This is a genomic window from Prevotella corporis DSM 18810 = JCM 8529, assembly GCF_000430525.1.
Taxonomy (GTDB): domain Bacteria; phylum Bacteroidota; class Bacteroidia; order Bacteroidales; family Bacteroidaceae; genus Prevotella; species Prevotella corporis.
This window is the reverse complement of record NZ_KE387157.1, coordinates 112,125-126,537: the sequence shown is the minus strand read 5'-3', so window position 1 is coordinate 126,537 and position 14,413 is coordinate 112,125. Positions and strand designations below refer to the sequence as shown.

General features: G+C 49.2%; 7 protein-coding genes and 1 pseudogene. 4 read left to right on the top strand and 4 right to left on the bottom strand.

Annotation, left to right across the window (positions count from 1 at the left end):
• Window positions 1–565 precede the first annotated feature (565 nt).
• The 4 genes and pseudogenes from buk to H515_RS0111900 form a co-directional block, all read right to left on the bottom strand.
• Window positions 566–1,627 (bottom strand): butyrate kinase, encoded by a 1,062-nt coding sequence (gene buk / locus H515_RS0111915; protein ID WP_028902003.1) that lies wholly within the window; start codon window positions 1,625–1,627, stop codon window positions 566–568.
• A gap of 8 nt (window positions 1,628–1,635) precedes the next feature.
• A complete protein-coding gene (locus tag H515_RS0111910; RefSeq protein WP_025875016.1) occupies window positions 1,636–2,547 on the bottom strand; it encodes a phosphate acyltransferase in 912 nt (303 codons plus the stop codon).
• Between the two features lie 361 nt (window positions 2,548–2,908).
• A pseudogene (locus H515_RS14675) lies at window positions 2,909–3,023 on the bottom strand (polyphosphate kinase 2 family protein); the annotation flags it as partial.
• A gap of 596 nt (window positions 3,024–3,619) precedes the next feature.
• Complete coding sequence (locus H515_RS0111900) at window positions 3,620–4,723, bottom strand: Mrp/NBP35 family ATP-binding protein (protein WP_025875014.1); 1,104 nt, start codon at window positions 4,721–4,723, stop codon at window positions 3,620–3,622.
• Window positions 4,724–5,081: 358 nt separating this feature from the next.
• Here H515_RS0111900 and H515_RS0111895 point away from each other — a divergent pair, with 358 nt between their 5' ends.
• From H515_RS0111895 to purD, 4 genes are all read left to right on the top strand, one after another.
• On the top strand, window positions 5,082–8,009 hold the full coding sequence (locus tag H515_RS0111895) for a thiol protease/hemagglutinin PrtT (protein WP_028902002.1): 2,928 nt from the start codon (window positions 5,082–5,084) through the stop codon (window positions 8,007–8,009).
• Window positions 8,010–9,054: 1,045 nt separating this feature from the next.
• Window positions 9,055–10,590, top strand: coding sequence for a THUMP domain-containing class I SAM-dependent RNA methyltransferase (locus H515_RS0111890; RefSeq protein ID WP_025875012.1), 1,536 nt, complete (start codon window positions 9,055–9,057; stop codon window positions 10,588–10,590).
• On the top strand, window positions 10,580–12,790 hold the full coding sequence (locus tag H515_RS0111885) for a S9 family peptidase (RefSeq protein WP_028902001.1): 2,211 nt from the start codon (window positions 10,580–10,582) through the stop codon (window positions 12,788–12,790). Before H515_RS0111890 ends, H515_RS0111885 begins: the two co-directional genes overlap by 11 nt.
• A gap of 292 nt (window positions 12,791–13,082) precedes the next feature.
• A complete protein-coding gene (gene purD, locus H515_RS0111880; RefSeq protein WP_025875010.1) occupies window positions 13,083–14,351 on the top strand; it encodes a phosphoribosylamine--glycine ligase in 1,269 nt (422 codons plus the stop codon).
• Window positions 14,352–14,413 lie beyond the last annotated feature (62 nt).

Genomic DNA, 14,413 nt, shown 5'->3' with positions numbered 1-14,413 from the left:
CCCGGGAGAAATCTTTGGAAAAAGAGATAAATGCTTGCAAAAAAGAAAAATATAACGTATCTTTGGAACGCCGAAAATATGGCGAACGACGGTCTTATGCCATCTTCACCAAAGGTCCCAGGGGGCATCGAGCCCCCTAAGACCTTGCCGAAAATATGACGGAACTTAGGTGTTGTCCATCTTCTTTTATACAAGTGCACTGACTTCAAATTTAACCTATATAATGTTAATGTCAAGTCATTCAGTAAACAGGAAAATATTTGACAAGTAAAACAGAAATAAATCGTCAGATCTGACAAGTGAATTCAGGAAAAGACACTGTTTTATGAATTGGTTTGCGAAAGCTCACCTTTCACTCTCCAAAAGCTTACCTATTGCGGTGCGAAACATGACCTTTCGCAATGCCAAAGCTCACGAATGAGTTTGTGATTGGAAAAATTAGATACAATCATCCCCAACCTTTCAATCGGAAATCCATAATAGCAAATGTGCTTTATCTCCGACGATTGGTTGGGGATGATTCGTTGTAGGCGAAGGGAGGGCTATCCCTCGGACGTTCCGTAAATCAATATTCAAACACCTCGCGCTGGCCACTCAAGGCAGCAATGGCGTTCTCCGTGAGGGCGAGCATTTCGTCCTGACCAGGATAAACCACTACTGGGGCGAGGAATTCGATGCGTTTCTTGAGCAAGTTGACGATGTAGTCGCTGTAGCATAGGCCACCCGTGAGCAACACAGCGTCAATTTTTCCGCAGAGAACGGCCCCCTCTGCTGCGATGGCCTTGGCCACATTCCATATCATTGCTGAAACAATCAGCTCCGCATGCTTGTCACCTTCTTCTATTTGTTTAACTATCATGCGCATATCGTTGGTGCCCAGATGAGCCAGCAGTCCGCCGCGAGCGCTGACCAGTCGGAGTAGCTCTTCCTCTTTCATGCCACTGCTGAAACAAAGGTGTATGATGTCCGACATGGGCAGTGTGCCAGTGCGTTCTGGTGAGAAAGGTCCGTCACCGTCGAGTGCGTTGTTGGCATCTATCGCCTTTCCCTGTTCGTGAGCCGCAATGGAGATTCCGCCACCAAGATGGCAGATAATGAGGTTCAGTTTGTCGTAAGTGGTGCCTATTTCGCTTGCGTAGCGTCGTGCGATGGCTTTCTGGTTGAGCGCGTGCCATATACAGATGCGCGGAATCTCTGGCAGACCGGTGATGTGAGCCTCTGGTGCCATCTCGTCAACCACGCCCGGATCGGCCACGAAACTGGGGCAGCCAGGAATGAGCTCTGCAATCTCGTAAGCCAGCATGCAGCCAAGGTCGCAAGCGTGCTGATGAACGGCTTTCTTCTGGTCCTCAATCATCTGCAGGTTGACACGGAACACACCGCTTGGAACGGCCTTCGACAGTCCACCGCGGCCTACTGTGGCGTCGAAATCCAATGGAATGCCACGCTTCTCAAGCTCACTGAGAATGTGTTGCTTGCGAAATTCATACTGGTCTGATATTTTCTCGAACTGGCTCAGCTCGTCTCTTGAGTGCTTGATGTCCTCAACGAAAAGCAGTTTGTCATTGTGTGCAACGGAAATCTTTGTTGATGTAGAGCCTGGGTTAATAGCTAATACCTTGTACATCGTATATGTCATTTTTCGGTTGATATCATTGTGGCGAGTGCCAGACTATAGAACTTCGACTTGACGGTGTCGCCTCGACTCGGCAATACTACGGGAGCGAGGGTTCCTTGTAGAACGGCTGCCGTCTCTGTCTGAGCAAAGAGCGTAATAGCCTTGTAGAATACGTTGCCAGCCTCGATGTCTGGGAATATGAGTGCATCGGCCTCGCCTCCTATTGGCGATTCCAGTTTCTTGGCGTTGAGGGCCTCCGCCGAGCAGGAAGTCTTGAGATCAAGCGGCCCATCTACGATACAGTTGCCGAATTTGCCGTCTTTGGCCATCTGTTTGAGTTCCATGTAGCCCTCGGTGAACGGGAAATGGCGCTCGTCAACCTTCTCTGTGCAGTGGATAAGCGAAATTTTGGGTTGTGGAATGTGGAATTTGTGGCACATGTCGGCGATGTATTCAATCTGCGCCATGCGCTGTTCTTGTGTAGGATATGGGATGACTGCTGGGTCGGTGAAGAAGAGCAGTTTGTGGTAGGTTGATATTTTGGCTGCCGTTACGTGGGTGAGAATCCGGCCTTTTGGCAGGATACCCGTCTCCTTGTTGAGCACGGCACGCAGGAGTACGTCGGTGTTGACAAAACCCTTCATAAGCACTTGTGTGCGTCCGTTGCGCACCAACTCCACGGCTTTTGCCGAAGCGTCGGCTGGGTCGTCGGCTAAGATGGTCTCGAACTGGCCTTCGTATTTTTCTTGTGTCTGTTTTGAACCTACGAGAATAGGTTTCAGGAAACCAGTTTTGCCCGCCATTTCAACGGCTTCGCGTGTGTGTTCGTCTTCGGGCCATGCCACAGCAACATTCTTTTGAATCTTTTTCTCATTCAGATATTCCACCAACTGGTTGAAATCTTCAATGGGTTTGGTTGGTCTTGTCATTGATGCTTATGTTAGATTTATAATGGAATACAGATTTTTTAAGTAAACGCAAAGTTACAAAAAGGTATTTATTTCACAAAGATTTTTTTGATTTTCTGATTGATTTTTCATCATTTCTTGCCCGTCCAGCTACTGGTTGGCGATGAAAGTACGGTTGTGCTGACAGCATTGCAGTCTGTTTCCGCCCACATGGATGAGATAACGAATAACGGTGAATCACCCTGAAAATGCTGAAAATCGTATCATGGCACTTCGTCGATCCATCATTGACGGGAACAGACGGGTTGTCTGTCGCAGGGAAAGTTGGGCGGTTGAGGATGCCTATGCGAGCTCTTTCGGGCACGTTCTTCTGTAGTCGTCACAAATAGTCATGGTTGCGCTCCTCGGAGGTCGGCCGTTTGAACGATAACACTTGGCAGCCCTGTGGATTGATGCCCCGATATGACGTGCTCGATGGTGCCGTCCTTGCTGGCGGCGGCCAGCAATTTTCTCAACAGGTCTTTCTTCATAATGTCCTATTTTTATGGTTCCACTTTTACAAAACACGCTTTTTCTTGTTTCGTAGCGAATAGATTACTGCAAATATAGATAAAAAGATAATGAGTAATGCATTCTGTCAAGTTTATTTAACACAAGAAAACAGATTGATAGACTAAGGTTTGAATGGCTTACAAATGGTAAGACGGAGTGGCTTTGGGCAGCTAGGGTGTCGGAATGAGTGTTCGTTGAGTTGATATTCATCGGACAATCGTGGTTGAATGACGCTCAACGACGATGAAATGACTAATAAATAAGGCGATCGCTCCTCCTTCTCGGACTGTGAAGGGGGAGCGGTCGCCTCATGATTTCAAATCTGAAACTTTGTTGTTTACACCTTATTATAATATGGGAACTGGAATATTCGATGAAAAATCATCACTTGACTTTTCCCGATAAGTCCTGAATCACCGCATCATTCCTACAATGTCAGCAGTCGGTTTGTCAGCTGACGGCATCGTTTTTGCCACCTTATATATATGGTTACTTCAGCTCACAGGAGTGAATGCTCGGTTATCGGACTCGGAAAGCGCAGTTATTTTTGGCTCACATGCACGATTTTAGTCGGAGCTTTCTCCTTATTGCGGCGGTTTACGACAGTCACCACAGCCTGTGCCAGACTGATGAAGGCCTGTCCGGTCGCCGTTTCGATGTGGGTGGCTGACGGTTCCCCATTATCTCCGTTCTCACAAATGCTCTGAACAATGGGAATCTGTGCCAAAAGCGGACAATCCATCTCCTCGGCGAGTTTCTTTGCCCCATCCTTTCCGAAGATATAGTACTTGTTCTCTGGCAACTCGGCTGGCGTAAACCAAGCCATGTTCTCCACAAGGCCGAGTATAGGCACGTTGACTTTCTCGTTTCGGTACATGTCTATGCCCTTTCTTGCATCGGCAAGGGCCACCTTCTGCGGTGTGGAGACAATTACTGCGCCGGTGATGGCAAGGGTCTGAAGGAGCGTGAGGTGAATGTCGCTCGTTCCTGGCGGAGTGTCGAGGATGAAATAGTCGAGCTCTCCCCAGTTGGCATCTGCTATCAGCTGTTTCAAAGCATTAGAAGCCATTCCCCCTCGCCACAGTGTCGCCGTATCGGGGTTGACGAAGAAGCCTACGGAAAGCAACTTCACACCATACTTCTCGATGGGTTCGATCAGCTGTCGCCCATCTTTTTCGACGCCATACGGACGTTCGCCCTCCACACCGAACATCTTCGGCATGCTCGGACCGAAGATATCGGTGTCGAGAAGTCCGACTTTGTAGCCCAGACGTGCCAGAGCGATGGCCAGATTGGCCGAAACGGTGCTCTTTCCCACACCGCCCTTGCCTGAACTCACAGCGATGACGTTCTTCACCTGTGGCAACAACTTGCCGACCTCTGGCCTTGGTGCCGACTTGAACTCGGTTTGAATCGTTACTTCCACATCTTTGCTTATAGAATAATGTATCTGTGCCTCGGCGGCCTTGAGCGTTGACTTCATGAATGGGTCGGTCTCGCGTGGGAAAATCAGCGTGAAGCTAACCTTCATCCCGTCAATACGGATGTCATCACCCACCATTTCGCTATCAACGAGGTTCTTCTTTGTTCCTGGATAGACCACCTTCGCCAGTGCGTCGGTAATCAGTTTTGGATATAATGTCATCATTTCAATATTGCTTTGTTTGTACAGAACTGTTGCAAAGTTACGCAAAAACTATGAGATTTCTATGTTTAAACCGTATATTATATGATGCAATCTTGCAAGAAGAGGCATCTATGGTACATAAAATCAGGCTGATGAGATATGTTTCAACCTCAAAGGACGTGCATAAGGAATAGGGAACGGCTTCGTTAAAATACGTTATTAGCGTAAAAAATACTCAAAATATAGGGTAAGTCATGAATAAAAACTCTAAATTTGTGCAATTAAGTAATCTATTAAGGTGAAAAACCTCAGCCTGAAGACCTATTTCTGAACATGACAGACATGACACAAGTTAAACTTTAATATAAACCAAGCAATGAAAAGAACATTAAATCTATTACTGTTGTTCTTGATACTGGCCGTACCTTCATTTGCCGGCAAGGTGTCAAAGACAGAGGCACAGCAAATAGCGCAGAAGTTCATGACAAGACAGATGCACCGAAGTGCGAAAGCACGCTTTGCCGCCATTCCAGCAAAACTCAGACTTAGTAAGAGCACCGATAAGGAATTTGCTCCTTTCTATGTTTATAATGCTGACAACAGCCAAGGCTTTGTCATCGTATCTGGTGACGATGCAATCGGACAGATCATCGGTTACAGCGACACTGGCTCATTTGAAATGGAGAATGCGCCCAGCAACATCGTGACAATGCTTCAGATGTTTGCCCGCCTTGTTGAGAATGCACCAGCCAACGCTGCGCGCCGTGCTCCCCACATCCCAGATGCCAACCCGACAAAGGGAAATGTCGTTGTTTCTCCGCTCCTCGACGAGGAAGGAATACAATGGGGACAGGATGCGCCCTTCAACGGCATGATGCCCACCTACACCGCCGAAGCGAAGACAAAGCATTATTTCGTGGGTTGCGTGGCAACGGCAATGGCACAAATTATGCGCTACCATCGTTGGCCCGCACAAGGCATTGGCGAACTAACTTATACGAGTAATATCGGACAAGACCTCACCGCTAACTTTGGCACAACCACCTATGATTGGAACAATATGCCAGGATGGCTCGAAAAAGACAATGCCAATGCCGAACAGAACAAACAGGTGGCAACGCTCAGTTATCAGGCTGCCGTATCGGTTCACATGTCGTTCGCACCTGCAGGCAGTGGCGCTTTCTCGCAAGCTGTTACAGGTGCGCTCGTCAATTACTTCGGCTACGACAAAGCCATTGCCTACAAGAAACGCGAATATTTCAGCACCAAAGAGTGGATGGACATGATTAAGGCAGAACTCAACGCAAAACGCCCCGTGTTCTACAGTGCCTCAAATGAGGACGGACAGGGCGGACACGCCTACGTTTGCGATGGTTACGACGACCAAGACTACGTGCACATCAACTGGGGATGGTATGGCAAGAGCAACGGCTACTTCCTCGTGAACGCGCTGAACCCCTACGACCTCGGCATCGGTGCCAACGGCGGAGGTTACAATCTGCAACAGGAAATCATCACGGGCATACAGAAACCCGTGGAAGGCAGCAAACGCTCATGGGACATCTATTGCGATACGCGCTTCACAGCAACACTCCTTTCCACCGGCATACAGTGCATGTCCATCATCAGCAACCACGATTGCGACGACTTCGACGGTGTCATCGCCGCAGTGCTCATTAACAAAGATGGAAAGATTGTTGCCAATCTTAAGGAGCAACCCCTGAACGTAAAGGGCGTGAACCTCGACAAGAAGCCGCTGACCAATGGCGATTGGGCTAAGATGCAGGATTGCTCGGTCAATGTACCCGGTGTGGCTGACGGCAATGACTATAAGATTATCTATGCGGTGAAAGCCAAAGGAACGGAGGATTGGAACATTGTCCTCGCACCGAACAGCCTCCCCAACTATGCCATCGCAACGGTGAAGGACGGCAAAATCATCGCCGTTGACCAGCATAAGCCGATACCTGACGTGACATTGCTTGATAAGATAACACCCGATGGAACGCTTTATGCCGGAGGAAGTGGCTGTTTCAAAGTGCACATCCGCAACAATTCAACCGATTATTACGTTACACGCGTATGGCTGAAGTTCACTTCCATCGACGACCCCTCGAAGGTTTACTATCTGCACGAGGCTGATGAGAAACTCAATAACGTCTATGACAGTAGCGAAAAAGAACTCAGCCTGCTCATCAATCTTCCGGCAGACATGCCCGAAGGCAAGTATAAAGTAATCGCTTTCGATAAAGCAAAGCCAAAAGCTCCGGCAGGTGCCGACTTCGAACAATATCCATTCAAGGAAGACCTCGTGGGCGAAACTATCCTTGAAGTCAAGAAAGCGGCCCAAATACCGGTTATCCGCCAATTGGGGAACTTTGCATGGCTCAGCAGCGGTGCAAACGAGAACGAAATTGTGCAGGGCGACAAAGTGCTCTTCACACACCCTGTTCGCAACTATGGATTGGAAGGAACGGTGAACCTCTTGCTCAAGGTGCAGAATGTAGAGAACGAGGAGGAAACTCGCGACTTCATCCGTCTCGATGCACAAACATTCAAACAACAGGAACGTAAAGATCCAATGTATTATGTCCGTACGGATTTGAATCCGGGCAAATACAAGTTGTTGCCCTATTTCGTATATAAGGACACGGAATACCCGATGGAAGGCACTTTTGAGGATTGCATCATTGAAGTGAAAGCGAACAATGCCCTTCCACTCACCGCAACCGCATTCGAAGTTCCGAGTATAGAGTGGAAACAAGGAACAAGCGTGAAGAACATCAAGTTTACGCTGAAAGCAAGCGAAGCCACTAAGGGAATGTTCTACATCCGTTTCCGTCCGGCTTCCTACCGAGCAGGTACACTTGCCTACATGAAGGCTGTCAGCTTGGCAGCAGGAGAGTCAAAGGACTTTGTCTTCAATTATAAGCCTTCCACTACACTCGCTAACGGAGCTTACCTCCTCTATATGGAATATCGTCCGCAAGGCAAGAAGAGTGGCGAAGAAATCACCGTGAGTGGCGAAAACACGAAGGTTATTTACTTGGGCATTACGGCAGGCATCGACGATGTAAATACCACCGGAGCATCAGCAGCCGATTTCACTTTCGACGGCCGTAACATCTACTTCGGCGACATTAAGAACATCCGTAACATCGCCGTTTACAGCATTTCAGGTGCTAAGGTGTTCTCAACGTCAGCCGTAAGTTCAACCGTCAGCTTGCCATTGGCAAACGGAATCTACGTATTGCGTGTGGCAACGGTTGATGGAACAGTGACAAAGAAGATTGTATTGAAATAAAATTGCTCGTATTAATTTTGTGTTAGGCTGAACTCCCACCGGGGTTCAGCCTTTTTGTTTTGAGCAATCAGACTGGCAAGTCAAAGTAAGATGAGCCACAGTGTTGCTAGATTAATTGATAATCGCACAGAGATTTCTAAAGAATGCAAATGAAATCAGGCGGGACGCCATATTGTCATCATCTGATAGTGAACGTTTGGTCGAATGACCGATTTGAGATCATCGCTTTGCACGTTCTTATGGACTTTCAATCATTTGGTCAATTCCGAATACGACAGTCAGGATAATTGTAAAATTATTTCAAAATTATCCGAACGAAAAATGAGCTTTCACAGTGCAAAAGGTCAGCTAACGCAGTGCGAGAGGTCAGCTTTTGCCCAGTAAAAGGTGAGCTTTTACAGCGTCATTGTTATTCGGCTGAAACACAGATGGTTAGGCGAATTGCGAAAAAGACTTAGGTGTAAAGTTTTTTTACTCGTTCCATGAAATCGCCCTCGCTCATCGAACGGTCGCCGAAGATGGATTCCCACATGGCTTCCGCATCAGCAACGAGGCACGACCGCCGCACCGTGGCATCGGCATGGACCATCTGACCGACTTCGGTGGACTGCTTTCGGCCGTGCGCTGGTTTACGGCCAGTTTGGTATTGATTGCCAACCGATTTCCGTCAGTGGTACAATTTAGTTGGCGTCAGTAGAAAAAAGAAGGCACGAGGATTGTTTTTCCAACAGAATTGATTATCTTTGCAAAGTTATTTTATTTGGTAACAGATAATGAGCAGTCATGACATATAAGCGAAGAAAGGAGTCGCCAGCCGTGGTAGCTGGAGTTCGATGCCCGCAGGAGGTGTCAGATGCCTGATAGTGACGCTGAGAGCGATGGCCTGTGGCGCGTGTACATATGCTCTTCCATTGCTTTTCAGACTATGGAAAATTGAGAAATCATAAATAAAAACAACAATATAAACAACAGAAACTCCCCCTCTCGCAGCCCGAAAAATCAACGCATTAAGGCCGAGACCGGAAATTTTATTGATTAAAGATTAATGGAAGAATTTGAACTCATTGCCAAGACTTTTATGGGACTTGAACAAGTCTTGGCGCAGGAGCTCACCCAACTGGGTGCCAACAACGTACAGATAGGACGCAGAATGGTATCGTTCACTGGCGATAAGGAATTAATGTATCGCGCTAACTTCCAGTTACACACCGCCATCCGTGTGCTGAAGCCCATTGCCCACTTCAAGGCGAAGAGTGCAGAGGACATGTACGACGAGGTGAAGAAGATTGATTGGAGCAAATATATCCTCAAAGGAAAGACATTCTCTGTTGACTCGGTGGTCTATTCCGAAGAGTTCAAAAACTCGCGCTTCGTCACCTACAAGGTGAAGGACGCCATCGTCGATCAGTTCCGTGAATTGACAGGCGAGCGACCTAATATATCGGTCAGCAATCCTGACATACGACTCAACATACACATAGCCGAAGACAAGGCGACGCTGTCGCTCGACTCCAGCGGAGAGTCGCTTCACCGCCGTGGTTACCGTCAGGAGAGCGTCGAAGCGCCCCTCAACGAGGTACTCGCAGCTGGCATGATACTCATGACGGGTTGGAAGGGAGAGACCGATTTCATCGACCCGATGTGCGGTTCGGGAACACTTCCTATCGAGGCAGCTCTCATCGCACGCAACATCTCACCCGGTGTGTTCCGCAAGGAATATGCCTTCGAGAAGTGGCCCGACTTCGATCAGGAGCTTTTCGACACCATCTACAACGACGATTCGGCCGAGCGTGAGTTCACTCACCACATCTATGGCTACGACGTCGATATGAAAGCGGTCAACACAGCAAGGCACAACGTGGCGGCAAGCGGCTTCTCACGCATCATCACCATTGAGAACAAGGACTTCAAGGACTTCACCCAACCGTCAGAGAAGAGTGTGATTGTGATGAATCCGCCCTATGGCGAGCGCATCTCCACTCCCAATCTGCTCGGCACTTACAAAATGATTGGCGAACGACTCAAGCACGAATTCAAGGGCAACGAGGCGTGGATACTCTCCTATCGTGAGGAATGCTTCCGCGAAATCGCACTCAAGCCAAGCATCAAGATACCTGTCTATAACGGATCGCTCGAATGTGAGTTCCGAAGATATCAGCTGTTCGACGGCAGACTCGACGAATTCCGAGCCGGAGGTGGCATTGTGAAGACCGAAGAGGAGAAAGCTGAAATGGCACAAAAGCACCGTTTCAAGAAAAACCGTGAGTTCAAGAAGCGCCTCGACGCCACCGAAGAGAACGAGGAAGGTGACATCAGGTCGTTCACTTTCCACAGCTTCGAGCACGACACGTTCGGCAACGGCAGGTTCAACAACGACCGTCGCCGTCGTGACAAGAACGACAACCGTGGCGGAGGACGCAGAAAATCGTTCGACTTCGACGATGATGACTTCAACGACAGAAGAGGCTTCAAGTCAGGAAAGAGATATGGAGGCGACCGCAAACCAGGCGGACGCAAGTTCGATAAAGGAGGAAAAGGCGGAGGATTCCGCAAGAAAGGAAATTATACAGATGAAGACTAAAACATTATTATGCCTCGTGGGACTGGCTGGTCTCATGGGCATTACCACTCCGACAACCATCATGGCACAGAAGACATTTACACTGGAAGACTTGAATTTCGGAGGTAAAAACTATCACAACATGCGTCCCGAAAGCCGATACACAGCTTGGTGGGGCGACCAACTCATACGCACGGAATCGGAATACTGTGCGAAAGTTGACCCGAAAAACGGCAAGGAGGAACAGCTTTTCACCCTCGCCGACATCAATTCGTGGGCTGGTCTCAAAGAGTCGGCTGAGAAAGTACGCCACCTTTACTCAGCATCCTTCCCCTTTGCAGACAGGCCTTGCGTGCTGGTGATGAACGGACGTGAGAATATGCTCGTCAATTTCAAGACCAAGCAACTCGAAAAGCGCTGGAATCGCATACAGAATACACAGGCAAGGGATTGGAACAAAGTGTCGGGAGCTACGGCCTACGTGCTCGACAATCAGCTATATGTAGCTGACAGCAAAGGAAATACAAAGCAACTGACCACCGACGGATCGCGAAACATCGTCTATGGACAGGCAGTTCATCGCGATGAGTTCGGCATCAGTGGCGGATTGTACTGGAGTCCTTCAGGTGAGCGGCTCGCTTTCTACAGAATGGATCAAAGTATGGTGACCGACTTCCCCCTGATCAATATTCAAGAGGTTGACTGGACGCCCAAAAAGGGCGAATCGCGCATCGCCACACCAGAACCGACGAAGTATCCCATGGCGGGCGAGACATCGCACAAGGTGACGGTAGGCGTCTATGATCTCAAGTCGGGGCAGACCGTTTATCTCGACGCAGGCGACCCGACCGACCGCTATTTCACTAACATCGCCTGGAGTCCCGACAGCAAAACCATCTACATGTTTGAGCTCAACCGCGACCAAAACGACTGTAAGCTCGTGTCATACGAAGCTGCCACAGGACGGAAGATAGCCGAACTTTATCACGAAACTGACGAAAAATACGTCGAACCCACCCATCCTATCCTGTTTTTGCCATGGGATGGCAACCGGTTCATCATGCAATCGCAGAAAGATGGCTACAACCACATCTACCTTTGCACCAAGGACGGAAAGAAAATCAAGCAGCTCACGAGTGGCAAATGGGTAGTGATGGAAGTGCTGGGCTTCAACTCCAAGCAGAAGACCATTATCTATGCGTCGAACGAGTGCTCACCCATCCAACGCAATTTGTGGAGCGTCAGCGTCTCCAACGGTAAGCGCACACTGCTCGACAATGGCAAAGGATACCACTATGGCAACCTGAGTGCGAGCGGTAGCTACCTTGTTGATACCTATTCCGAACCCGATGTGCCACGGAAGATCGACCTTACAGCTACGACGGGCAAGCCATCACGCTACAATTGGCTCACGGCAGCCGACCCATGGAAAGGTTACAACGTGCCAGAATACACCAGCGGAACGGTGAAGGCTGCCGACGGAACCACCGATCTCTATTGGAGAATGGTCAAACCGATAGGCTTCGACCCAACCAAGAAATACCCAACAGTAGTCTATGTCTATGGAGGGCCACACGCTCACAACGTTGACGCAAGCTGGCACTACGGCTCTCGCTCGTGGGAAACATACATGGCGCAGAAAGGTTACTTACTGTTTATCATCGATAACCGCGGCAGTGAGAACCGCGGAAAGGAGTTTGAACAGGCTACTTTCAGATATTTGGGCCAGGTGGAGATGAAGGATCAGATGGAAGGAGTTAAGTATCTGAAGTCGCTCCCCTATGTCGATGCAAACCGAATCGGCGTCCACGGCTGGTCGTTTGGTGGCTTTATGACCATCTCTTTGATAACCAACTACCCCGAAACGTTCAAGGTCGGAGTGGCCGGAGGTCCCGTAATCGACTGGAAATGGTATGAAGCTATGTACGGCGAACGATATATGGACACGCCACAGACCAACCCTGAGGGCTATCGGCAGACCTCTCTTCTCGCCAAAGCCAAGGACCTGAAAGGCAAACTTCAGATCATTCAGGGCCTTAACGACCCTGTCGTGCTGCCTCAGCACTGTTTCACTTTCCTGAAGGCCTGCATCGGTGCCGGAACACAGCCCGATTTCTTCGTCTATCCTGGCGAACCGCACAATATGCGCGGACATCAGAGTGTCCATTTGCATGAAAGAATTACGCAATATTTCGAGGATTACCTGAAGCCCATTCAGTAATCGTTGTGCGATAGATGACCAACGGGATGGTGAAAGCTTACCTTTTACTTCATAATAGGTGACCTATGGGATGGTAAAAGCTGACCTTTTACTTCATGATAGGTGAACAACGGGATGGCGAGAGCTGACCGCTTGGTTCATGATATAGGAGCGGAGGACAGTTGGAGGCTGCAAAATAATTGCCTCACCCGTCATCACTTGTGCGCAGAATCATCATATAATAACAACCAATAAACCACCAACCATCAGCCAGCCATTGAACAACGGTCAGCTGAACAGTGGTCAACGACTTATGAAAATACTACTTCTTGGAAGCGGCGGCAGAGAACACGCCCTCGCATGGAAGATTGCTCAAAGCAAGAAATGTGAGAAACTGTACATCGCACCAGGCAATGCAGGCACAGAAAACTGTGGCGAGAACGTTGCTATCGGCGTCAACGAATTCGACAAACTGAAAGACTTTGCCATTGAAAGGCAAATTGACATGGTGGTAGTAGGCCCTGAAGACCCACTGGTGAATGGCATTTACGACACGTTCAAGGACGATTCGCGCACCGAGAGGATTGCCATCATCGGGCCATCGAAAGCCGGTGCCGTACTGGAGGGCAGCAAAGATTTCGCCAAGGCTTTCATGCAGCGACACCATATCCCCACAGCCGCCTACAAAACCTTTGATAGCAAGAGTCTTGCCGAAGGTCTGGCATTCTTAGAGACCCTCAAAGCGCCCTATGTGCTGAAGGCCGACGGACTCGCAGCTGGCAAAGGGGTGCTTATTCTGCCAACTCTCGAAGAGGCGAAGAAGGAGTTGCGCGAAATGTTGGGTGGCCTGTTCGGTAACGCTTCCGCAAGAGTGGTGGTCGAAGAGTTCCTCTCCGGCATCGAATGCTCCGTCTTTGTGCTCACCGATGGCGAGCACTACAAAATCCTCCCCGAAGCAAAGGACTACAAACGCATCGGCGAGCACGACACGGGGCTCAACACCGGTGGAATGGGCAGTGTCAGTCCGGTTCCCTTTGCCACAGCGGAGTGGATGCAGAAAGTGGAGAATCGCATCATCCGTCCTACCGTTGAGGGACTGAAGACGGAGCGAATAGACTATAAGGGCTTCATCTTCTTCGGATTAATCAATGTTGACGGCGATCCGATGGTCATCGAATACAACTGCCGCATGGGCGATCCGGAGACCGAAAGCGTGATGCTCCGTCTCAAGAGCGACATCGTTGACCTGTTTGAAGGTGTCGATCAAGGCGACCTCGACCAGCGACCGATTGCGTTCGACGAGCGTGCGGCAGTCTGTGTGATGCTTGTCAGTGGCGGATATCCTGAGAAATACGTCAAAGGTTATGAGATTTCGGGCCTTGAAAAGGTTGAGGATTCCGTTGTATTCCACAGCGGAACGGTCGTGAAAGATGGTTCGATTGTGACCAGTGGCGGACGTGTCATAGCGGTTTCGTCGTACGGAAAGGACAAGGAAGAGGCACTTCGGAAGAGTTTTACCGAAGCTGCGAAGATTGAATTTCAGGACAAATACTATCGTAGGGACATCGGACAAGACCTTTAGGATGAGCCAACGCCCACCCATCCCTACGTTTTTACCTGGCTTTTGGTCAGCCGGGTGCGAGT